The organism is Paenibacillus glycanilyticus, from assembly GCF_051200795.1.
GTDB classification, from domain to species: Bacteria; Bacillota; Bacilli; order Paenibacillales; family Paenibacillaceae; genus Pristimantibacillus; species Pristimantibacillus glycanilyticus.
Genome location: NZ_CP195155.1, coordinates 1,083,161 through 1,107,500, shown reverse-complemented (window position 1 = coordinate 1,107,500; position 24,340 = coordinate 1,083,161). Strand labels below are relative to the sequence as shown.

The following is a 24,340-nucleotide window of genomic DNA, read 5'->3' as shown; positions in this document are numbered from 1 at the left end:
TGCTTCCAGGGAGGATCGTGTTTGCGCATCCGGTTGGAGACCCAATAGAAGCACATCGGGATGATCACGCATAGAGCAGCACTGAACAATATACTGGCCGATGGCAGCAGTCCGATCATTCTTTTTAACAAATCCATTCTAGTCCTCCGTTAAATTAATGTTGCCGCTTCTCCTTACGCTTACCTTTACATCCATTTGCACCGGGCGGGTAGAAAAGAGTTTGCCTTCCTCTTCCCACTGGTTTTCATGCTGCTTGAACCATCTGTAATGATTATGGAACAAATATTCGCGGAGTCCCATTACATCGCAGTTAAATTCATGCTGTAATTTATTGGCGGTGGACTCCATCAATTTAACGATTTCCCTCTGAACGGCGGTTTCCATTGCGGATATAGCAGGTTCCTTCAACGTATCCGGCGCATGGAACACTTCGTCAACAGCCCCTTCCACTTCAATATGAAAAATGAAAGAAGGCAAGTTATCCCGGCCAAATGTACAATCCAACTTCCTGCTCACGCGTTCAATGCTGAATACGCCAAGCCGGTCTTCAAAGGTGAATTTAATTTGGCCGCCTTTGACATGTCCCTCCATAAAGTTAAGCCCGGCTGTTTCCTTGGGATTCAAGAAGCCTACCAACTGATTGGAAGCTCCGTTAAAGACAGCGGCTTCGGTAACGGTAGTGTAGTTGTTGCTGCCGTTCATAACCCCCTGGATGGCAAAGCTTTTGTGCTTGAGCAAAAACTCATGCACATCGCCTATCCGCGATTCCGGCAAAATTCTGGCACTTTCCTTTGTATTGTCCGACAGCTCTTCGAGATACTGCGCCGGCAGCTTCTGGTCCGGAGGGTGCGTATTCAGGATGCTGAATGCCTTATCCCTGGTGACCATCACCCTGGTCGACCGCCTCATCTGGCTCTCGCGCAAAAAGAAGTCAATCGTCTCCGCGAATTTCTGGGGTTTACGCGCGATGTCTTCTGATACGATAATGACTTTTAAATGCTCAAAAAAAGGAGCGCGGCTTAACCGCTGCGAGAGCTTCGCCATGGAGGTAGCCATCGCGTTTTCTTCCACCGACATATTGAAATAGGCTTTATCGCCCCCAGCGCTTCCGTCCGATTTATTGGTGCTTAAACCTGCCGGCATAACAATCTGATAGACCACCTTAAAGGTCTGCTTGGAAGAGGCGCTCTGGTTATCCTGCGACTGCGTGTCGTGATCTTGAATGCTGCTGCCTTGCTTCTCTCCCTGTTTCTTGTCCGGCTCGTCGATTCCTACCCCAACGACAAAACCTCGCTGATCAATCTCAACACGATCCCAGCAGCCTGTCAGCAGAACAGAAGTTATGAAAATCAAGGGCAGCATCCGTCTATGCACCGCTCTTGTCATTTGCCTTCTCCTCCTTGTTGTTCTTCTTTCCTCCAAACATCAGAAGAGAGATCGGCAACAAAATGCCGGAAAGCATCGCCATATAACTGATGATATTTCCAAGGGTTGCGAATTGAGACATGTCCCCGGGTGTCATGCAGATTAAATAGGCGATAGGCGCGATAATAAGCATCCGGTAACGTTTGGTCAATCTTTTGAATAAAAAAGACAAACACTCATTCGCCAAATCGAATCCCATTGCCGCCGTATTGTAAATCGTCATAATCCAAATGACAAAAAACAACGATTCGAAGCGTTCGAAAAAGTTGCCGGGGAACTGGATTTCCTTAGCAAGCTCGATAGTTGGATAAACGATATTCATCGCTCCGATATTAGAGAAAATCCCTATGACCAGTTGATAGATAACCAGATAAATGAAAACCGTCAGCGCAATACCCGACATAACGGCCTTAGGCGCTTTCTCGGGACGTTCCATAAACACGATATAGTAGAGAATAATCTCGAACCCAAGCAAGGAGTAAATAACCTCCTTCATCCCTTGGGCAATGCCTATTGGCGGCGTAATCATAAATGGCTTCAAATTCCCGAACTCAAACCATCTGTATCCAAAACAGACGACAATCACAATCATAATAAGGACGGAAGGCAGAAACAAAACATTAAGCCGAAGCAGTCCTGATCTGCTGCCGGATACACCATAGACAACAACAAGAATAAAAACAAGGGAGATATACTCAACCGGAGTTCTATCAAATAAATATTGTTTTGAAATATTCGCGATCGCTCTCGTCTCATAGGAGCAGAACCCCAAAAAATAGCTGAATTGGAGAGCAGCAATGAGATAAGTGAACGGCCGGCCCACCAAGGTTACGGAGTAGTCAAGGAAGTTTTTGTTCCCCGCCCGGACCGCTACCTTTGAGACAAGCCAGCCGGCTAGAAGAGCAATGCCGCCTGCGAGCAAAATACTCATCCAGCCGTCAAACGAGCTTGTGTAGGTTGCCACCGAGCGGGGCAGCGTCAGAACGCCTACGCCAACCAGCATGGAAACGATAGTCATGCCCATCTCTAAGGTAGACAGAGGCTTTTCGCCGTAGCTGTTAATTCTCATGGCGTTCCCTTTCTTTTGCTTTTTTTGGTCAGTCTCTTCGTATCCATCGTTTCTAAAATCTCCGGCCTATGGGATAAGCGGATAACGGGCAGCCGATAAATAAGGTCACGCCAATCGGATAATCGCAGCGGAGCAAGCGGAGCCGTATACGGAATACCGAAGCTCCTCAAATTCACCAGATGAATGCAAGTGACAATCATCGCAAGCACGACGCCGTAAAGCCCAAATACGCTTGCCGCAATCATAATAAGAAATCTCATTAACCGGATAGTAATGGCAAAGCCGTAAGAAGGGATGGCAAAGGAAGCGATAGCCGTTACAGCCACGACAACAACCATGACCGGACTTACGATGCCTGCCGTTACGGCTGCCTCGCCTATGACCAGACCGCCGACAACGCCAATCGTCTGACCAATCGATTTTGGCAGTCTCACCCCGGCTTCCCGCAAAAGCTCTAAAGTAGCTTCCATCAGAAAGGTCTCGACTACTGCCGGAAAAGGAACCCCTTCCCTCGTTCCCGCCACGGAAAAGGCAAGCTTGGACGGCAGCATCCCGTGATGATATTCCAATATGGCGATATACATGCCCGGAAGGAATAACGCCACAAACACCGCCATGACGCGCAAAAGCCGAAGAACGCTGGATAGTATCCAGTTCTGGTAATAATCCTCCGGCGATTGAATAAAGGAAGCTATCGTTATCGGCAGGACCAACTGAAACGGCGTACCGTCAACAAGTATCCCCACTCTTCCTTGCAGCAGAGCACCCGCCACCTTATCCGGACGTTCCGTATTCAGAATCTGGGGGAAGGGCGACCAGTAATGATCTTGGATCCATTGCTCGATAAAGCCGGAGCCTTCCGGATCATCAATGTCAATCGTACTGATTCTCCGCTTTACTTCGTTCACGAGCATAGGATTGACGATACCGTCTATATAAGCGACCGTTACATCCTTCCTGGATCTTCTTCCGATGCAATAGGATTCAAACCGCAGATGGGGATCCCGGATCCTTCTTCTAATCAAAGCCGTATTGGTCCTTAGATCCTCCGTAAAGCCATCCCTTGGTCCGCGGATAAGCGACTCGGTCTGCGGCTCTTCTATGGCCCGGCTTTTCCAGCCCTTGCTTCCGATCAGAACCGTCTCTTCCATGTCTTCCACAAATAGAGCGGCGTCTCCGGACAGGATTGTCAGCATAATGTCATCCCAATCCGAAGAACGCCTCATGTCCTGCAGAGACAGCTGCTCGGTCATCCGCGCCTCCAGCCCTCTGCTGTATTCATCGTCCATTTGGCCGGTATTCTCGGTACGTTCCGCACGGGTAAAATGGCTTCCGCTGACTTGTATCAGCTGGCTGATGACCTGATTTTGAATAACCTGCTTGTCAGCCAGGCCCTCTATGCATACAACCGCCGCTTTTTCACCCTCGGCCATTCGAAACTTACGAATCAACAAATCGTTGGGCGAGCCAAGCGACTGCTTAATAAAAGCTAAATTATCGTTGACGGATGCGAATGGTTTCGATGGCTGCTCTAATGGTTGTCCGTTATGCTCCATATACATCCTCCCGCCAATTCGTTTAACTTCATGATGCCCGCGAAAGGAAATTTTATGAAAGAAAAACAAAAAGCCACCTGAAAAGGTGGCGGGTTAAAAGGAATTTCTCCGTTGATATTACTGTACTTTGCGGTAAGGCTTGCGATATTCCTGCGGCGTCACTCCGTGAACCTTGCGGAACAATCTGGCAAAGTACGAGAAGTTCCCGTAGCTGAGTCCGTCGGCAATCTCGCTGATGCTGCGGTCGGTCGTAGCCAGCAGCTCCGCTGCCCTTTCCATTCGTTCCTTCAATATATAATCGGTCAGTACCATGCCGGTCTCCTTCCGGAACAAGCGGGACAGATAGGCCGGATTCACAAAAGCAATGGACGCCAGCTGCTCGCGGGACAGCTCTTCGTTCAGATGCTCGGCGATATGCGCCTTTACCTTTTGAACAATTGGACTAACGGACATCGTTCTCGCAAACAGACTGCCCGCGGCTTCGGCTATGCAGCTTACCCATAGCTTAAACTGTACGACGGAACGGGTTGCGGTCTCCACGCCGGAGCAGGCGTGATTCTCGTAAAGCTGCTGGGCTTGAAGCCCCTTGCGGTGCATCGCGTAATAGATGACCTGCAAGAGCGCATGGTAGGAAGCGGTTAACGTCTCGACCGTTGCTTTAGTAGAATCCATCGAATCGGTCCACTCTCCAAGCTTGAGAGAGAGCTCTGCCGTGCTCCCCTGCTCCAGCAAATCCGCCCAATCCAGCATGGACTCGGTGAAGGTAGCGGCTGGTCTGGCCGTATTGCTCAGTGGGTCTTCGCTCCAAATTACGCCGCCCGCCATGCTCACATTGCGGTATTCCTTGTTGAGCAGCGCCAGATAGCTTTGCAATACTTCCGTTACGGCGGTTAATTGACCCACGTAACAAGAGAGTCGGCAATAGAAATACTGCCTGCAGGCTTCGAGGTAATTCCGGCACAGAGCCTCGATTTCCTCTCTAGCCGCTTCGACCTCGCCTAGATGCAGCACCACAAGAATATTGCCCCGATGATCCTGGATAACGTTGCCGGGAAGCTTCTCGAGCAGCAGCTCTTCGGCCGATTTGCGCAGCGCAAATTCCATGATAAGCTCATCCCGTTCGTTAAGCGGACGTTCCCAGCTCTCGACGCTGATTAGGATGAGGCGCACCCGTTCGACCGTACTCATCCGCATATCGTAAGCGGAAAGCGACTGACGTATAGCGTCCGGATTGCTTGAAACTCTCCGTTCGAGCAGATCCTGCCAGAACCGTTCCACAAGCATCGGCTTGCGGCTGTTCCACAGCTCAACGATCTTGTTGTACTGGTCGTCGGTCTCGCTTATTCTCCGCTTCTCCTTCACCCGGGAGATGGCGGTAAGCAGCGTCTCCTCCAGCTCGGTATAAACAACGGGCTTCAGCAAATATTCAAAGCTGCCTAAGTGAATCGCCCGCTTGGCGTACTCGAACTCGGAATGGCAGGTCAAGACGATTGTCTCCGGCTGCATGCCTTGCGCTTTTACCCATTCCATCAATTCGAGGCCGCTGATCTCCGGCATTTCGATATCGCATATGACAATGTCGATCGGCTGTTCGAGCAGCAGCTGCTGCGCCATTGGAGCATGATACGCTTCATGCACCTCGTCTACCCCGATCAATTCCCATCGTACGCCCGAACGGAGTCCTTTTACCGCATAGATCTCATCATCGACAATAAGTACCCGTATCATAGTCCCGGCTCCCTTTCTCCCGTTTTGTATCTCGGCACCCGGAGCGTTACAACCGCGCCTTGCGGATCCGCGCTGCCAAATGCCATTCTGACCGTTCCTTTATAGTAGAGCCTGCATCGCCGGACAACATTCCATAGCCCCAAGCTGCCGTCCCCGGGTTCAAGCGAATGCACCTTTACGCGCAATTGCTCCATTTGCTCCTCGGTTAGACCTTTCCCGTTATCCTCCACCTCAATGATCAGCTCTGCGTCCTCCCCTTCGCCCTCGGCCGATACCTTCACCCGGATATGGAACGGCGAGCCCGTACGGATCGAGAAGCCGTGCACCATTGCGTTCTCCACCATCGGCTGAATAGTCAGGGGCGGAATATTGACCTTCTCGAGCGCCGGATCAACCTCGAAATCAAAAGCGAGCGTCTCCGGGAACCGGTATTTCTGAATCGATAGATAATGGAAGATATGCTCGACTTCTTCCTTCACGGTCACCGTTGATACCTGAGTACGGGTCGTAAAACGGAAATACCTCACAAGATGAAGGGACATGTTCTGGATGACTTCATAGTCTTTGATCTGGGCAAGCTGATAGACGATATTGAGAGAATTCATAAAGAAATGGGGGTGAATCTGGGCTTGCAGATGCTTCAGCTCCGCCTTCTGCGTCCGCAGCTGCTCCTCGTAAATATCTATCTTCAAATGCTCAATCTGCTGGGCCATGCCGTTAAACGTCTCTTTGAGCGTGATAAACTCCTGAAGCTTGTAATCCTCCATCCGGACGCTTAAGTCGCCTGATCGGATTTTCCGCATCCCTTTAATGAAATGATGGATCGGCTTCACGATCGAATTTTGCAGGAATAAGAGATAAAGTCCCAGCATGATCGCCGCCAGCATCGGAATGAGATACGTCATTTTTCGGAAGATCGGAAGCCCTTCGAGAAGCTTGCGCTCCGGCAGCAGAAAGATCAGGTTCATATCCGCCATCCGGGAGCTCTTGGCTACAAGCAAATACGGATTGCCAAGCTTGACAATATTGTAGGCCGCATTCCCATTATCCATATAAGCCGTCAGGTCAAAGGCTTCAACCTCTTGGCGAATGGATGTTCCAACCGTTGAAAGAGGCTTTCCCTCCCCCGATACCAGAAGCGCTTCCGCCTTGCCACCCTGACCCAGCTGGCGGATTGGCTCCATTAACCGGTTGAGGTCAATCCAGGCTCCGATATAGGAGTCGTAATTCGTATCCACGACCCGGACGAGCGCGTATTGCCCCTTCAGCTCGACTACCTTCCAGCCCGCCCGAAGCGCCGGATCGTGATCCGCAAGCAGCTCCTTCAGCTTGGATTGTATCTCCTGCTTGCGGGCATAGGTAACGGATTGCTGCTGGGCGACCAGAAGCTCCTTGTATTTCCCGCCGTAAGCGAACAACACATCCGCCGCGTCGTAATAGTTGATGTTCAAATCCAGATCGTTTGCCGTCTGCGTCGTGGATAGATAATACTCCCAGCTGTCCTTATCGTATTGGCTGAGCGAAATCAGGCTTTGATCCTGCTCCGCCGCTTTATAGAGATAGTTCTCGATCTCGCCAAGAACCTGATCCATATCGTTCATATACATGGTGAGCATGTTGCGGTTCGACTGCGCCACCTGGGAATGGACAACCTTCGTCGCGTAAAGATTGTTCCACAACAGTAAAATGACGAGAGGAATAATAACGAGACCAAAGCCAAGTATCAGTCTGGATCGCATCGTTGCTTGTCTCATGACCTTCCTCCTCTCCTCATTGGGGCATTGTCGGCAGCTAATGGTCAGCAAGCCATAAATCAAGCTGGCGCTGCTTCTCCTGGACAACCTTATCGGCTCCCGCCGCCTTCAGCTTGCTTACGTACATCGGAATGATTTTCTCCGGATCCTGGGCACCCGTGTTAAAAGCCGGCATAAATTCCTTCTCGACCAGAATCGAAGCCGCAATCTCCGCCTTCACCCGTTCCGGGTTAAAGACAAAGCCTAACGCCTTCGACTTATCCGCCTGCTCGTTAAAGCTGCGGTATTCCTGCCATAATCCCGGGTTCTCGTTATCCCACAAGTAAGAATTTAATTGATTGCCGAACATCCACGGCTGGTTCAGATTATAGCCAACCGTCTTCGCGTCAACGCCAGGCGGGTAGCCAATGACGTTGTCCGATTTCTTGACATAATGAATGCCTTCAATGCCCCAATCCAGCAGATTCAGCAAATAAGGATCCGTATACAAAAGATTAAGCAGCATCATCGATTTCTCCGGATGCTTCGCGTTGCGGGTGATCGCAAACATCGCGCTTGTTGTATCCGCCGTGGTGGTGTAGGGCCTCGTCAGCTCTACGCTTACCATAGGATATCCGGTATCCCGGGAGGCTTGAATCTCGAAGCCTGGCTTCAGCGACTCTGCGTAAGCGAAGGCATTGCCGGCTTTTACCGCGTCGTATTCATTATCCTTCGACGTTGTGGCATCCGCATTGAGGTAACCCTTCCGGTTCCACTCGTATAGCAGCTTGGCATACGCCATAAATTCAGGAGTCTCCGCCATACTCAGCACCTTCGTCGACTGCCCTTCGCGGCGCAGAACGCCCGGACCTTCTCCCAGCATGTCGAATATGCCGTATTGCATCATAAACGTAAGCGGACTGCGGTCTGCCCTTGCCTGCAGCGGGGCCAGCTCCGGCTCATCCAGCTTGATCTTCTCGAAGATCGGACCAAAATCGGCCAATGTCTTGACCTGAGACAGATCGATATCGTACTTGTCGACCAGATCCTGACGGAGCACAAGTCCTTTGCTGGAGGCAAACTCCTTGTTGGTCACAATGCCGTACAGCTTGCCGTTTACTTTGCTGGCCTCCAGAATGGAAGGATCCAGAATCTTGCGGATACCCGCTCCGTATTTGTCCAGCAATTCATCCAGCGGCAGATAACGCCCCTTCGCAATCTCGTCTCCAAAACGCATCCAGCCAGCCGTAAAAATAATGTCCATCTGCTCGCCGGATGCGAACATCAGCCCCGTCTTATCCCACCAGGAGCCCATGTCGATCGTGCGGATATCCACGGTTGCGTTTATTTTCTTCATGAGGTAATCATTGATTTTATCTTCAACAAGGCTCAGATCCTTCGGCACGTTGCCTGCGGGGAAAACCATAACCAGCCGGTCGGTATCGCTGTCTGCTATGGGCCTTTCCTCCGCTTCTTCCTGGATCCGGGCTGTATTGGAATCGGCCGGGGATTTGGCCGGGTTGGATGTTTGTCCGTACATCGTCGAGAATGCGATTAGAATAGCAACGACGAGCAGCGATCCCATTATAATTGGAAGCGCTTTCTTGTTAGCTCTGTTGAACATGTCACTCGTCTCCTTGGCTCAAGGTTAGATACCTCATCATACAACGGCCTGATTCTTTCCGACTACTCTAATTGTAACTTTTAATAATAAGATTGTGACCTTGAGAGCATGGCAAACAGCCGGTCCGGGAAACTCTCCCTGACCGGCTTGCCCGGACTTGCTATGATTTGTTCATCAGACCGCCTGCCTGCAGGAGTCGCTTCAGCGTTACGGCTGCTTCAGCGCGCGATGCTTGGTCGAGCGGCGCAAACTTGCCGGCAGATTTGCCTTGCATGATTCCGGCGGCAACAAGCTCGTTGATTGCGGATTTCGCCCAATCGGCAATCTGGCTGCCGTCTTGCGGGAAGGCCGCTTCCGGCGCTTCGGCTTGGATTGGCGCGGACCCGCGCTTCGTAACCAGAACCAATGCCCGTGCCAGCATAACCGCCATTTCCTGACGGGTAATTTCCTGATTCGGACGGAAGGTCCCGTCGCTCATGCCTTTTACAATGCCGTATTGAACGGCTGTCTTCACATAAGAAGCGTACCAGGCGGATGAAGCAACATCCGTAAAGGACGGGACTGATGTTTCACTGCCTGCTGCAAGGCCAAGCGCTTTGACGACAAGCGCCGCGAACTCAGCTCTCGTTATATTGCGGTTAGGAGCGAACAGATCCGTTGATACGCCGTTCACTATCCGTTTGTTCGCCAGCAGCAGAATATCGTCTTTGGCCCAATGGGCAGCGATATCCTTGAAGGAAGCATCCGTAACCGCAACGGCGTATAAGCTGTTAGTTGTGCTAAGTACCGACACGACCGTATTCCCGCCTTGACTTGCGAACAACGCCGGAACCGTTCTGAACTGGCCCGTTGCCGGTTCGTAAACAATAACAGAGCTGTGGTCTTGATCTACCTGACCATTAATCGTAAAGCTTCTTGCAACAAACTGCTTGCCGAATTGATGGACCGGCATGGACTGGCCGCCGGATTGCAGCGTCAGCTCGAAGGAAACCGGATTGCCGGCAAGAGTAAAGCCCGCGGAAGCGGCTTTGCTCTTCATTTCGTCGGCTAACGTGCCGGAAACCGGCGAGAGGGTCAGCGTCAGCTTGGCATCGGCAGCTGCCAACGCATCCGCATAACCCGCTTCCTTCAGAATCGTCCATATCGTCGATGGAAGCGTGTAGGTCATCCCGCCATAACGGATAACAATGGATGTTTCTTGCGTTGCGGATGCAGCCGCCTTCAGTGCAGCGGCAGAGAATTCGGCTGCACCCGAGTTATCGCCTACTGGCAGGTTGATGACGATTTCCTTTTTGCCCGCGATTAGTCCGGCATTCAGATCGGCGTCATAGTTAACGGAAGACCTAACCGGTGTTGAACCGCCCCCGCCCGTATGGCCGGAGCCCGAGTTGTCTTCATGCGTAATCGTGCGCAATTCAAACCCAGTGGACTTCGCATTAAAAACAGGACCAATCTTCGTATTGCGGACAATGACGTTATCCAGATTAATGGAACCACTTACGTCATTATTAACATGGATGCCCCATGTACCGGTGCCGTCAATGACGTAGTTCTCGATCGTAATGCTGCGGGTACCGTTAGCAATCGCGTTTGGTCCGTTTACGTACAAGCCTTGATAAGTGCTGTCGAGTGCCGTGTTGTCTCGGATGGTAATGTCGGCGTCAATCGGCTTATCACCCGTGAACAGCCAGATTGCACCGAAGTTTTGACCCCAGCTTGGCTCGCGGCCGCCGGTACGGATCAGCGTATTGCGCTCGATAAGCGTGGTGCCGTCAAAGGCGACTGGATTAAAGCGTGTCGATACCGCAATCCCCGCGCCAAAGCCAACCGTATCCGTCAGGATATTATCCTGCACCTTGTTATCGCGTCCTCCGAAAATAGCCACGTTATCGGCCAGCCATGGCAGCTGAACCGTATTGAAACGTACGGTATTGCTGCTTACCCGGCTGTCATCGTCGGATACGCCTTCCGGCTTCTGCGACCAAAGCGCGATGCTGTCATCGCCGGAGTTGCGGATAAACGTCTGTTCAATCATCGAATTTCGCGTACCCGTTGTAAAATTGATGCCGTCCGCGTAAGTATCGCGAATACGTACTCCGCCAACGTACAAGCCATCCGTCACGACTCCCTCATCGCTGCGCATCGACCAAATGCCGGCCTTGGCATGCTCGATCCATACATTCTGTATGATGGAGCCTTTGCCAAACGTTCCGTCAAAGCCCGCTTCGCGCAGCTCGTCATGACGTCCCGTTACGCCAAGATCCATGTAGAGATCGTAGACGCGAACCTTGCTTCCTTCCGCCAGGAAGCCTGCGCCATGCAGCTCCGTATGCCAGATTCCAGCACCGCGGATCGTTACATTATCGATATGGAGAGGTCCTTGCGCAAGATTAAAGCTTCCTGCCGGAATCCAAACGCCGGCACCTTGCTCCTTGGCAGCCGCGATTGCGGCTTCGAATGCGGCCGAGTCGTCGGATCTGTCATTGGCCGTTGCGCCAAAATCCATCACCGATAAATAACTATTCGGCTTCGAATATGCGTCAGGCGCTTGCTCCAGATCAACCAGATCCACCACGTAATAATCGGCGTTATCGTCAGCCTCTTTCACGAGACGGATTGTCGAACCAGCCGCCACATCGCCTATTAATAAGCGGGACTCATCATAGAAACGATGAGCGTCTCCATCTGACGGATTATTCGTCCACGGATATTTGCCGTATACCCAGCTGTACTTGCTGGAAAGGTTGATTTTGCCTTGCTTTTCGCCATTAATATAAAGCGTCAGCGTATGCTCTTCGCCGTCACCCGTCGGAGAATCCGAAATGATATAACGCATGGTCAGTGCATTTGCCCGTTCCGTTGTTTTGAACTCGACATATTGCCCTGTTGCATCCAGACGAACCGCCTCTCTGCCGGAGGCCTCGGAAGCGAAAGTCTTGAACGTACGGTCTTCTTCTATAAGAGTACCGTTTGTTATGCCATGCTCAGCTTCATAGGTTGTAAACGGAACGGTTGCTCCGCGGTAATCCTTGCTTATGGCGTTCCGCACGAGGAGATAATCTACGTTGACACCGCCTGTGCTGCCGTTATCGTATTGAAGCGATACGGTATTCATGCCTGCGCGAAGCGGCAGCTCGAGGGTAAGGTCTGACCAGCTGCTGCCCGTGCTTGGGAACTCGGCGGCAGCGGTTTGCTTCAGACCGTTGACGTAAAGGGCTAACGTTGCCGTACGGCTGTCGTTATTCCGGAAACGAAGCTTAGCGGAATAGTTGTCTGCTTTGTCCGTATTGACGGCAAAAAGCAAGGCTGCATCCTCTTGCGTAAAGCCGGCAACGGAAGTTTCATTCGCCGTTACCCCACCCGTCATAAACGCGTCTTCCGCTTCGTAACGGACATCGCTCTTCACCGCTTGCAGTTGCCAATGTGCCGCAGCTTCGGAAGCATCCAAGGCTTGAACGGATATAGCGCCAGCGGCACCAACCGTCAAATATTGCCCTGTGGCAGAAGCATTGCCGAGCACTTGATAACCACCGTAAGACGAGACATCCCATTGCGTGGACAAGCTTGCCCCATCGGTTAAGACGGTTGCTTGACCGCTTGCCTTCACGGCCAGCTTGCGGCCGCTTGCCTGATTCACGTATTGCTTATGGCCGTTATAATCCTGCGGCAGCCATTCTGCCGCTTTGCCGTCGGCAGCAGCAGGCGTATCCGCCACAATTACGCCATTACGTTCAATCAATGCTTTGCCGCTTACAGCATCCACAATCCGGACCGCGTTAAGCTCCTTTAATACCGGAGTTACCGCATTCGCCGGACCGTCAACCGGCGGTACCGTTACCGCTTCCGCAGGCGCCGTCTCGAATCTCCATTGCACGCCGCGGCTTTCAGTCGATCTCAATTCATACTGAGCGTAGCCCTGCAGGTCTTCGGTATGAATATAGTTATCTTCGTAACCAACAGCTGCGCTGCGGAGCAGATAAAGGCCGGCTGAAGGACCATTTTCCACTACCCATTGTACCTTCGTGTCTTCCATGGACGGCGATGCCGTAGTCTCGAGGTAGCTTTGTTCATGTTCAATCGAAATCGCGTTGCCCGTCGCCCGGTTTACGATTTGCTGCTTGCCTTCCTTACTGGTCATCTTCCAATGCGAAGCCGCGTTATTGGCAGCCGGCGTTCCGTACAAAACAACGTTCTTGCCATTCTCATACAGGTATTGACCGGAAGCTTCGTTCTTGATGCGGATATAACCTTCCGGCAGCTCGGCCGGTGCTTGAGGTGCAGGCTCCAGCACCCACTGCGCGCTGCCCCAGTCGGCAGGAATCGGACTCGCCTGACCATAACCGGTCTGATCCTGCATATGAATGCGGGCAGGCTCGTTATTCCAGTTCGCGTTCCAGCCGTTGCTGAATACTTTCGTATTCGCCGCTCCCTCAACATCCGTCATCTCCCACTGCACGCTGCCCCATGACTTATCAAGCGTCAAGCTTTTCAGAGGCTTTAGATGCGGGTTTGCTTCATTCTCGGCACGGTTAATGTTCTCATTCGAGATCATATGACCGGTCGCCTTGTTCACGATGTATACGCCTTGCGGAGCGGTCCCGATGGACCACTGGGAAGCCGGATCATCCTCTGCAGGCTGACCGTAAGCGACATTGCCGTTTTCATCCTCAAAGAGATATTGGCCAAAATAGCTGTTCTTCAGGCGCACATAAGCAGGCGCAGTCTCGCCTACCGTAATAAACTCCCATTTCGGGCTGCCCCAATCCTTCGGCACGACGCTAAGCTGCGCGTGCTTCAGCTTGTTCTCGACGTTAATGTATTTGCCGCTGGCATCGCCAGGCTTGCCAATCAGCTTGTAGCCTTGATAGGTCTCGATTGTCCAGTCGCCCGCTGATGATTCGTCGGCCAACGCCGTCGATTTCAGCGCGTCCCGGTCGCCTGCTGCTCCTTCATTGTTTAAGTAGTGACCGGTCCCGCGGTTCTTGATCCGCTTCACGCCGTCATGCTCCTCAACCAGCCATTGCGCATTCCGGTCCGAAGGCTGTACGTTGCCGTACTGGACAACGCCGTTTGCATCCTCCAACAAATACAGCTGCAGCCAGTTATTCTTGATCCGGATATACGGAATAACGGGCTCCTTCGGCGGAGCCGGATCCTCCAGCGCCCATTGCGCGCTGCCCCACGTTGCCTGCGCCCAGTTATTGCCCTGAGCGAAGCCGTCCTGATTCTGTACGTTGATGAAGCTGTTTGCGCTTGCCGCGCTTCGGAGCGTGACGTAGCCCTCGACTTCACCGCCGCTGTCATTCTTGGCGGCCGCAACTATCCAGGCCGAATCCGCGCTTGGCGAGTTCTCCGCGGAGAGCGGTGTTGCTCCTACGTAATCGACGCTTGTTGCGTAATGACCGGTTGCTAGATTACGCAGCAGCGTCCCGTTTGCCGTGTCGATTAGAATCCATTGCGACGCCTTATCGGTATAGGCGGGTTCGCCATATTTGATCTGGCCGTTCTCTTCATACAAATAGGTGCCCTTCCAATTGTTCTTGATCCGCTTCGGAGCGGAATCCGCCGCAGGCTCAAGCCTCCAGACGGCGCTGCCCCAGCTCTTTTGCGCCCAGTTGTTCGCGCGGACGATGCCGTCCGGTCCGTTGCCGGTGCCCTGAATATTAACGATCCAGCTGTTGTCGCGGGAGCTGACGATGTTGATGCCGCCGTTACCATCAGCCGCTTCGAGAGACCATAGATCGGATATCCAGCCCTCGCCAATCGCGGAAATGCCAATCGGATTCGTAATTTGCTCCGCGGTTATGCCCTGAGAATGGAGATAATGCCCTGTCGCGCGATTGCGGAGGCGCTTGTAGCCGTCCTTGTCTTCCACGAACCATTGCGAAGAGGCATTATTCAAAGCGATTTCTCCGTATTTCACTTCTCCGTCTTCTTCATACAAATAGGAGCCGTTCCACGGATTAACGATCCGAACCGGCTCGGTTGCTTCGGCGGGATCCAGCGTCCATGTCGCGCTTCCCCAATCCTTTTGCGCCCAGTTGTTCGCCTGCACCTTGCCGTCTTGAATCTGAAAGTTGACAATCCACGACGAATTGCGGGTGCTGATCATATTGAACTCGCCAGGCTTGCTCGCTACTTCCGCAATATCCCAGGTGTCGGCTGCCGAGCCTTCTCTTGCAGCAGAGCTCTCAACCGCATTCGTAATATTCGCATCCGTCACTTGCTCCGAGTTCATGTAATGGCCGGTCGCGCGGTTCTTGATGCGCTTATGTCCATCCTTCTCCTCCAATGTCCATTGCGCATAAGGATCGTTTACTGCGGGAAAACCGTAACGCACTTTACCTTCGGCATCCTCATAAAGGGAATACCCTTGCCAAGGATTATGAATTCGAATGTAAGCGTCTTCATTATTAACCCCGGAAACGCCGTCCGCATTAGCGGACAGCGGGGGGATCGCAATAAGGAGCGCCATGCACAGAATCATCAGCTTTTTCAATAATGATGGCATTGATCCCATTCCTCCTGAAATGAATTGTTAACCTTTGGTTGCCCCATCCGCAAGACCGGAAATAAGGAACCTTTGCAGCAGCAGGAAGACAATCGAGATCGGAATCGCAATCAGGATCGTGCCTGCGGCAAACATCGTAAAGTTGTTCGCGAACTTATCGTTAATGAAGTTGTACAAGCCTAGCGCCAGCGTAAACTTCTCCGGGCTGCGGATAATGATCTGCGGCGTCAGGAAGTCGAAGAACGGCGCCATAAACGTAAACAAGGCAACAACCGCGATAATCGGGCTGGCAAGCGGCACCAGAATGCGGAAGAAAATCGTCAGGTAGCCCGCTCCGTCGATTTTGGCCGATTCGTCGAGGTCGCGCGGAATCGTATCGAGGTACCCTTTTACAAGGAACAGGTTCATAGGCAAGCCGCCAAACACATAAATCAGGATTAAACCCAAAAACGTATCCAGCAGGTTTACGGTATTGAGCAGCAGGTAGATCGCCACCATCCCCATCAAGACCGGGAACATCTGCAGCAGCAGGAAAGTGTAGATGCTGTTCTTCCGTCCGACAAACCGGAACCGCGAGAACACGTAAGCCACGATCGATACGATGCAGACCGAGGCGATGCCGTTCGCAAACGCGATGATCAGCGTATTTTTGTACCATAGGGTGTAGTTGCTGCTCGGATTGTTGAACAGCCATTCGTAATGCTCGAGCGACCAGTTGTCCGGGATCATCTTGAGCGAGAACAAACTGGTGCCCGGGTTGAGGGACATGCTGAACGCCCAGAGCAGCGGGTACAAAATAATGAGGAACATGATCAGGACAATTAGATAAATGCCAGACACTTCCAGAGCGGATTTGAGCGAACGTTTCATTTTAGTACATATCCTCCTCTCTGAAGGAACGGGTTCTGCTGAATTGATAGAGAGCAAACGCCGCGACGACGATACCCATGATGATGGATACGGCGGCAGCCATTTTGTAGTTGTTTTCCTTAAACGTCAGGCTGTACACCCACGAGATCAGGATGTCGGTTGCTCCCGAGTTCTGGCCCGGAACCGGAGGACCGCCCTTGTTGAACAAATAAATAATATTGAAGTTATTGAAGTTATACGAGTATTGCATAATGAGCAGCGGAGCCGTTGCGAACAACACATGCGGCATCGTGATGAAACGGAACTTTTTCCAGCGGCTTCCCCCGTCCACATCGGCTGCTTCATACCAGTCCTTCGAGATCCCTTGAAGCACCCCGGTAATCAGTGTAAATACGTACGGGAAACCAAGCCATACTTGAATGCCGATAATCGCCACGCGCGCCCAGGTCGGATCGGAAAGCCACGGAATCGACACGCCAAAGTGGGAGAAAATATCCCGGTTAATCGCGCCAAACGTATCGTTAAACATCGCCGTAAACACAAGCACGGTCATAAACGACGGAACCGCCCAGGGGAGAATCATAACCGTACGGATCAGGCGTTTGAACCTGACTCGGCTGTCATTGATCATTACCGCAAGGAAAAAAGCCAGCATAATTTGCAGCGTTGTCGCGACAAGCGTCCATACGACCGTCCAGGAAAGAACGGTAAATAAGCTTTTGCTCCACACGGCTTCCGTGAATAAAGCTTTAAAGTTCGCAAAACCAACCCAGTCCAGCAGATGGGCAGGCGGTGAATTGTACAGGTTGTAGTTGGTAAAAGCGAGAGAGATCATAAACAGCAGCGGGAAAATGACGATCAGCGCCATCATGATGAAATTCGGCACAACGACGAAATACGGGAAGCCATGCTCCCAGCTGTCCTGGAAGGCCTGCCGGACGGATGGCGTGCGGATGCCCTCTCGGCGTTTTTTCGCATCCTTCCGGGCATCCAGCACATTCAGCACGTACAGGCCTAGCAGGATAACGCCAATGATGGAGGATAACAAGCCTTGGACGAGCAAATTACGGGAATCGTCGGTCTCCGGGTTGTCCCCGAGCGTAATCATTCCTGCGATGCTGTTTGCGATAGGCACGGATAACGCAATGATCAAGCTTAAGCCAATTACAAGAAATACAATTCCTTTGATCCAGCGGCGGTTGTATAGCTGGCCTAATCCAGGAACGATGGACAGGACGGTCGCGAGGGCGGGATTATGATGGCTTTGTCTGGTTTGCGACACGGGCTCCAGGGCGTTGATGTTCATGTTTGGTTCACCTTCCATATTTCCGAATGCGATTTAATAGAGAAAGGGGCTGTGAGGAGCCCCTTTCCTTGTTTCATGGTATGGCGGACGAGGATTTCCTTACTTCGCGCCGGCCATTTTCATCTTGTCGTTAATGAGTTTCACGGCATCGTCCAGGGAAGCTTGCACGTCTTTGCCTTCCGTGATGAATTTCAGGGCGTTCGCCATCGGATCCCATACATGGTCAAGCTCGGGAACGGTCGGGAACGGCTGGCCGTATTGGATTTGCTGCGAGAAGCCGGCTACAAGCGGATCGCCAGTCAGAACCGGATTGTTCAAGACGTTGATAACCGGAGGAACCTCGCCTGTTTTCTTGAAGTACTCAAGCGCGTTCTCTTCGTTCGTCAGGAAGGCCGCAAAATCCGCCGCCCACTCTGGGGATTTGGAGAACTTGGATAGCATCCAGCCTTTTACGCCGATAAAGGAGGTTGGATGCGCGCCGCCTTCAAGGGTAGGGATTGGAGCAACGGCCAGATCGTCGCCGAGCGCTTTTTTGTAATCGTTGATGGCCCACGGTCCGTTGATAACCGCGCCAACTTTGCCTTGCGTGAACAGACCGCCAACGATGTCGCCGTTAACGCCTTTAGGCAGGTAGCCGTTGTTGAACCAGCTTTGGATCAGGGAGGCGCCTTTTACCGTGCCTTCCTTGTTCAGACCGATATCGTTGATATCGTATTTGCCGGCGTTGTCTTTGAAAATATAACCGCCTTCGCCGCCGAGGAAGCCCCAAGCAAAGTAGAAATTTGCCGCTTCGAAGAGGAAGCCGTAGTTCTGCTTCTTCGCGTCGGTCTGGTCTTTCATGATTTGCTCGAGGTCCGCAATCGTTGCAGGCGCATTAGGGACAAGCTTCTTATTATAGAAAAGAGCATATGTTTCCGTTACTAGCGGGAGGCCGTACAGAACGCCGTCTTGGCTGAGCGCCGCGAGTGCTTCCGGCGTGTAAGTGCCTTTTACCTCGTCCGAAGCTTTCACCTCTTGTACAAGACCTTTCACGACTAAGCTGCCGATGCCCGGCTGGTAGAACAGGTCCGGACCTTTGCCGGCGGGACCGTCGAGCGCTAGCACATCCGGCTGATCGTTCATCGCTACCGGCTTGATGTTGATCTTAATCCCTGTTGCCGCGGTGTATTTATCCGCTGCCGCTTGGATAACGGCTAGTTTGTCTTCCGCCGTATCCGGCCAGATGGTCAGCTCGGCAGGCTTCGCTTCCGTTGGCCCGTTCGCTTCCGCGGTTGCCGCAGCGTCCGCGCTTGGCGATTCCGAAGCCGGCGCGTTAGCGTTCGTATTGGTGCTTGCGGAGGCATTGGCATTGCTAGCCGTTGTACCGTTGCCGTTGTTGCCGCCGCATGCGGCAAGCGACATGGACACAGCCAGCAAGCTAAGCGTGATAAGCATCTTTTTGCTCTTTAACATCGTTGAGAGCTCCCTTCCCTTTATCAACTCTTGTAAGTTTGTTGACCCCGGTATGCCGTGGTTCATGAGTTCATTGTAGGATTTCGAAGGGGAGTCTCACTACCAATCCGGTGACCTGAAAGGATAAGATTGTGACCTGTCGGTGAGGTGGATGGATGGGAGAGGTCGCTTAACGATGCGGGGCATCGTTAAGCTCGAGGAAAAAGGCGCTGGAGCTAGTTTGAGGCGGTTTGAGCGTTCCTTAACGATGTGAGACATCGTTATGAGAGCTAACGCGGGCTTTTTCGAGTAGCTTAACGATGCGGGGCATCGTTAAGCTTAGGGAAAACGGCCCTGCGAGCTAGTTTGGGGCGGTTTGGGCGCCTCTTAACGATGTGCGACATCGTTAAGAGAGCTAACGCGGGCTTTTTCGAGTAGCTTAACGATGCGGGGCATCGTTAAGCTCGGAAAGCACGGTTTAGGTAGGTGAAATAGCCCCAGCCCCCGCGCCGCAGGTGCATTCGGGCTACAAAAAAAGCCGTCTACCAAGCTAACGGCGTGCTTGGTAGACGGCTTTGCTCTATTATTGCTGCGGTGCGGACAGCACCGTGCGGAACCCGCAATTGCCGGTGGAGCTGTCGGGCGTGTTCTTGCTGCGCGCCGCTACCCGGTAACGATTGCAGTAGGAGCTGTGGCAGAGATACGAGCCGCCCCGCATGACGCGGCCTTCTCCGGTACGCGGGCCAGGCGGGTTATCGTTCTCGCCGCTCTGGTAATAGGCCGGGCTGAACCAGTCCGAGCACCATTCCCAGACGTTGCCCGCCATATTATAGAGGCCATAGCCGTTGGGCTTGAAGCTCTTAGCCGGAGCGGTTCCCAGGTAACCGTCGCTGGCGTGATTTTTGACCGGGAATTTACCCTGCCAGATGTTGCAGTTATGCTCGCCGCCTTGCTTCAGCTCATCTCCCCAAGGGTAACGCTTCTGCGCAAGTCCGCCGCGGCCCGCGTATTCCCACTCCGCTTCCGTCGGCAGACGCCTGCCTGCCCACTCGCAATACGCCATCGCATCATTCCAGCTGACATGAATAACCGGATGATTCTCGCGGCCTGCGATATGAGAATCGGGTCCTTCCGGATGGTTCCAGTCCGCGCCTTCAACCGGGTACCACCAAGGGGCCGTCTGCGGCACCGTCTTCACCTTCGCCGCTTCCGCCTCCGAAACGAACAGATGGAACACATAAGACCAGCCGAACCTCTGGGCTTCGGTGACGTAACCCGTTGCCGCAATAAAACGTCCGAACTGCTCGTTCGTTACCGCCGTTTCATCCATATAAAAGCTGTTTACGGTAACGCTATGAACCGGTCCTTCCCCGTCTGCCGCAAAGCCTTCCTTATCATTGGTTCCCATCAGGAAGGTACCGCCCGGAATAAACAGCATTCCCGCTGTATCCGGATCGGCAGCCGGCTTGGAGTCCGCCGGTTTGACCGCTGCTTTCAGCTTCAGATTCTTGGGTGCAATCACAACCGATGAACGATCGGTTGAACAGCAGGATTTTACCGTGTTGCTCTCTAATTCCTGTTCCTGTGCCATCTTCAACTTCCTCCCCGTATAAGAAGTGTCTATGATCCATCTAACTAGCTTTTCTGTAACTCTCTTATTTCAACACTACCATAATAAGAAAAGGCAGTACAACGCTTTCCGCACGTAAACTAACGGAAGGCCTTATACTGCCATCTGCTCTATTCTTTTTTATAGTAGTCCAAGCCGGACGTACTGCTCTTCCGGTGCTCCCGCCTGCTCCATGCCCGCAACGAGCAGCTCTATCATCCGTGCCTCGGCCTCATCATCCTGAAGCGGATGCTCCTGATGCTCATCCCGAGCAAGATCATACAGCCGCGTCTCCATGACGAATTGATTCCGGGCATACGTTACGCCTTGCGTGCTTTCCGGAATTTTGAACATCGGATAGGCCGTATAAGGCAGGAACCGGCCCGCTTCAATACGCTCCGGCGCTACGCGTCCTAGATAGGAACGGAAAGTGGTCGGCATAGCTGTGTAAGCGTAACAAGGATAATTATCCTTGGAGACCGGTGCGCGCATATACGTATAACGGCCATCCGTGACATTGACGCACATCCCGTGATAGCCGTACAAAGCCGCTTCCCTCACCTTCTCCTGCGTTCCTTCGAGCAATCCGCGAAGCGAAGAGCCTTGCACCGTATCCGGAATCGAAGCTCCCATATAGTCCAGAATCGTAGGCATAAGATCGATATTTTGCGTAAGCGCCTGGATGCGGGTGCCCGCGGCCCGGCCTTCAGGCAGACGAATCATTAGCGGGATATTGGCCAGCTCGTTATACACATGCATGACGTTTTTGCCCGTCTGTTCGTGCTCGCCAAGCAATAAACCGTGGTCGGTTGTAAAAATAACAAGAGTATCGTCCAGGATATCCAGCCGTTCCATCGTATCCAGCAGCTTGCCAAGCCAATGGTCGATCATCGTAAGAGTTGCCGCATAACGCTTTTGAATATGTGCAAGCGCCTCCGGCGGTACGTCAACGGTGCCGTATTTCGGCCAGCTGTAGGCCGGACCTTCGTAGCTGTCCCGGTACATTTGCAAATAATGATTGGGCGTATCAAACGGCTCATGCGGGTCAAAAGCTTCCACCGTCAAGAAATACCGGTCCTCGCGTCCGTTCTTCTCCAGCCAGTCGCATGCCGCCTGAATGGTCCTTGGCCCCGGATAATCCTCTTCGCGAAGAAACTGCGTACGGTTCTTCTGGCATTGCGCGCGTACCTGACCGTAATAACGTTCCGGCGCAGGCAAATCTTTAATAGAAGAAACCCATGGATCATCCTCCTGCCCCCGGTGGAAATCCCACGTGGAGAAGGACTGGCAATAGTTCTCGCCGCCCGTGGCAAAATAATGATAATGGTCGGTCACGATATGGCTGAACACGCCGGCCTCCCTCAGAGACGCTGGCAACGTGCGGTCAAACGGTTCAATGCCACCCCAGCCCTTTTCCAGAAAAGCTGCCCGTCCCGTCAGCATATCGCGCCGCGCCGGCATGCAAGGCAGCGACCCGGACCAATGCTGGTCGAAGACGACGGACTGCTCCGCAAGCCGGTCGATATTAGGCGTCCGAACGCCCTCGCCGCCGTAAGCGGATAAAGCTCTTCGGTTCAAGGTATCGAGCATAATCATAATCGTTCGCATGAAAGCACCCCTTATTTCAGACCTGTTGTTACAATCCCCTGCACGAAGTATTTCTGCGCTGCCAAGAATAATAATACAAGAGGCAACACAACTAAGGTAGTTGCCGCCATGAGCAAATTCCATTCTACGTTCGTCTCGCTGCGGAAAATGGTAAGGCCAAGCTGCACGGTCCGCATATGCTCCGTGTTGGTCATAATAAGCGGCCACATGTAATCGTTCCACGTTGCCGTAGTTTTGAAGATCGCCAGCGTTGCCAGAATCGGCTTGCTGAGCGGCAGATAGATCTGGAAGAATACGCGGAAGACATTCGCTCCGTCAATCTGCGCCGCCTCGTCAAGCGCCCGAGGAAAGTTCAAGAAATATTGCCGGCACAGGAAAATCCCGAAGGAGCCCGCAATAAACGGCAGCACCAGACCCGTATAGCTGTTAATGAAGCCAAAGCCGCCTTGCCCCTGCCAGTCGTTGCCCCCAAAGAACGGGAACATCTTCATCATCAGGAAGGTTGGAATCATCGTCGCCTGCGGCGGCACCATAATGCCGATCAGCACGGAGAAGAAAAGCACGTCCCGTCCCGGGAAACGAAGCCTCGCAAAAGCAAAGCCTGCCATGGAGTTAAACACCAGACTGAATACAACGGTAACGCCGGTTACCATAAACGAATTATAGAAGTATCGGAGCCATTCGCCTCGTCCCATGGCTTCCGCGTAATTGTCGAATAACCAATGTTTCGGAATAAACGTAAATGTCGGTGACTGAATCTCGCCCATCGTTTTCAGCGAAGTAACCACCATTAACAAGAACGGGAACAGCATAAGCAATGCAATGATAAACATAACGATTGAAAAAAGTACAGTAGGCCATTTTCTAGTCATTACGGGTCCGCCTCCTAATCCACATCGGTGTCATTCCCTTTATTTCCGAGACGGAAATTCAGCAAAGTAATAAGCAGCGTAATCACGAACAAGACCATCGCCATCGCCGATGCGTAGCCCATCTGGAAATCCTGGAAGCCGCGCAGGTAAATCTGATGAACGATGGTTGTCGTTTTGTTCAACGGTCCGCCGTTGGTCAAAATGTTGACCTGCTCAAACACCATAAACGAGTTGATGCAGGACATAACCAGAATAAAGAACGTTGTTGGCTTAAGCATCGGAATCGTGATGGCAAAAAACTGCCGGACCTTCGTTGCGCCATCCATATGAGCGGCTTCATAAAGGCTTGCCGGGATGGACTGCAGACCGGACAAATACACGATCATCGTGTAGCCGATCGATTTCCAGATTCCCATCATAATGATGGCGGCCATTGCCGTGCTTGGATCGTACAGCCATTGCACCGGGGCAAGGCCAAACGTCTTCAGCACGCGGTTCAATATCCCGAGCGACGGATCGTAAATCCATAGCCAGATCATCGATACCGCAACCATGGAGGTGACGTTCGGAATATAAACGCTGACGCGGGCGAACAGGCGGCCTCTCAGCTTTCCGTTCAGCAGTACCGCGAGCAAGAGGCCTAATGCCATCTGCGGAAAAATCGAAAACAAGGAATATATAAACGTGTTGTACACCGCCGTGCCAAACAGCTTGTCATGAAACAGCCTTACGTAGTTGTCGAAACCAACAAAAGCCGGCGTCGAGTAAAAGTTATAGTTCGTAAAGCTGTAATACAGCCCCACCAGCAGCGGGATAAATATAAACGCGAAATAAACGATATAGCCCGGGGCAATAAACAGATAACCGGCCTTATCGATTGGGGCGCGCCGCCGGCTCTTGCGAGATGTCGCCTTGCTGGCTGCAGCCGCCGGATTCACGGAATTCATAACGCCTCACCTCTCTTCCTTCAATGAAAAAAATCCTTTGAAAAAGGCGCC

Annotated in this window: 15 protein-coding genes (1 of these 15 only partly in view); all 15 read right to left on the bottom strand. The window is 52.5% G+C overall.

From position 1 onward, the window contains the following. Positions 1–137 carry the 5' portion of a hypothetical protein gene (locus ACR9FF_RS04930; protein WP_435169449.1) on the bottom strand. The gene continues 73 nt to the left of window position 1, outside the view, so the window shows 137 of its 210 coding nt (coding positions 1–137); the start codon lies at positions 135–137; the stop codon falls past the left edge of the window. 1 nt (position 138) lies between these two features. Beyond that, a complete protein-coding gene (locus ACR9FF_RS04925; RefSeq protein ID WP_435169447.1) occupies positions 139–1,386 on the bottom strand; it encodes a Ger(x)C family spore germination protein in 1,248 nt (415 codons plus the stop codon). Next, the gene (locus tag ACR9FF_RS04920; RefSeq protein ID WP_435169445.1) at positions 1,367–2,494 is read right to left on the bottom strand and encodes a GerAB/ArcD/ProY family transporter; all 1,128 of its coding nucleotides are present in this window, start codon (positions 2,492–2,494) and stop codon (positions 1,367–1,369) included. Before ACR9FF_RS04920 ends, ACR9FF_RS04925 begins: the two co-directional genes overlap by 20 nt. Further along, complete coding sequence (locus ACR9FF_RS04915; RefSeq protein WP_435169443.1) at positions 2,491–4,050, bottom strand: spore germination protein; 1,560 nt, start codon at positions 4,048–4,050, stop codon at positions 2,491–2,493. Before ACR9FF_RS04915 ends, ACR9FF_RS04920 begins: the two co-directional genes overlap by 4 nt. Positions 4,051–4,167: 117 nt before the next feature. Then, on the bottom strand, positions 4,168–5,778 hold the full coding sequence (locus ACR9FF_RS04910; protein ID WP_435169441.1) for a helix-turn-helix domain-containing protein: 1,611 nt from the start codon (positions 5,776–5,778) through the stop codon (positions 4,168–4,170). Next, a complete protein-coding gene (locus ACR9FF_RS04905) occupies positions 5,775–7,532 on the bottom strand; it encodes a sensor histidine kinase (protein ID WP_435169439.1) in 1,758 nt (585 codons plus the stop codon). Before ACR9FF_RS04905 ends, ACR9FF_RS04910 begins: the two co-directional genes overlap by 4 nt. Before the next feature lie 37 nt (positions 7,533–7,569). Continuing rightward, positions 7,570–9,135, bottom strand: a complete 1,566-nt coding sequence (locus tag ACR9FF_RS04900) for an ABC transporter substrate-binding protein (RefSeq protein WP_435169436.1) — start codon at positions 9,133–9,135, stop codon at positions 7,570–7,572. A gap of 160 nt (positions 9,136–9,295) precedes the next feature. After that, positions 9,296–15,646 (bottom strand): S-layer homology domain-containing protein, encoded by a 6,351-nt coding sequence (locus ACR9FF_RS04895; protein ID WP_435169434.1) that lies wholly within the window; start codon positions 15,644–15,646, stop codon positions 9,296–9,298. 27 nt (positions 15,647–15,673) lie between these two features. Next, positions 15,674–16,516, bottom strand: a complete 843-nt coding sequence (locus tag ACR9FF_RS04890; protein WP_435169432.1) for a sugar ABC transporter permease — start codon at positions 16,514–16,516, stop codon at positions 15,674–15,676. 1 nt (position 16,517) lies between these two features. Continuing rightward, positions 16,518–17,822 carry a sugar ABC transporter permease gene (locus ACR9FF_RS04885; protein WP_127496813.1) on the bottom strand — a complete coding sequence of 435 codons (1,305 nt, stop codon included), beginning with the start codon at positions 17,820–17,822 and terminating at the stop codon, positions 16,518–16,520. A gap of 99 nt (positions 17,823–17,921) precedes the next feature. Beyond that, complete coding sequence (locus ACR9FF_RS04880; protein ID WP_435169430.1) at positions 17,922–19,274, bottom strand: extracellular solute-binding protein; 1,353 nt, start codon at positions 19,272–19,274, stop codon at positions 17,922–17,924. Between the two features lie 562 nt (positions 19,275–19,836). Then, positions 19,837–20,844: a formylglycine-generating enzyme family protein gene (locus ACR9FF_RS04875; RefSeq protein WP_435169428.1), complete on the bottom strand. Its 1,008-nt coding sequence runs from the start codon at positions 20,842–20,844 to the stop codon at positions 19,837–19,839. Positions 20,845–21,003: 159 nt separating this feature from the next. Continuing rightward, positions 21,004–22,470, bottom strand: coding sequence for a sulfatase (locus tag ACR9FF_RS04870; protein ID WP_435169426.1), 1,467 nt, complete (start codon positions 22,468–22,470; stop codon positions 21,004–21,006). An 11-nt stretch (positions 22,471–22,481) separates the two neighbouring features. Then, positions 22,482–23,342 carry a carbohydrate ABC transporter permease gene (locus ACR9FF_RS04865; RefSeq protein WP_435169424.1) on the bottom strand — a complete coding sequence of 287 codons (861 nt, stop codon included), beginning with the start codon at positions 23,340–23,342 and terminating at the stop codon, positions 22,482–22,484. Between the two features lie 14 nt (positions 23,343–23,356). Next, positions 23,357–24,289, bottom strand: coding sequence for a carbohydrate ABC transporter permease (locus ACR9FF_RS04860; RefSeq protein WP_435169422.1), 933 nt, complete (start codon positions 24,287–24,289; stop codon positions 23,357–23,359). Positions 24,290–24,340: the final 51 nt, after the last annotated feature.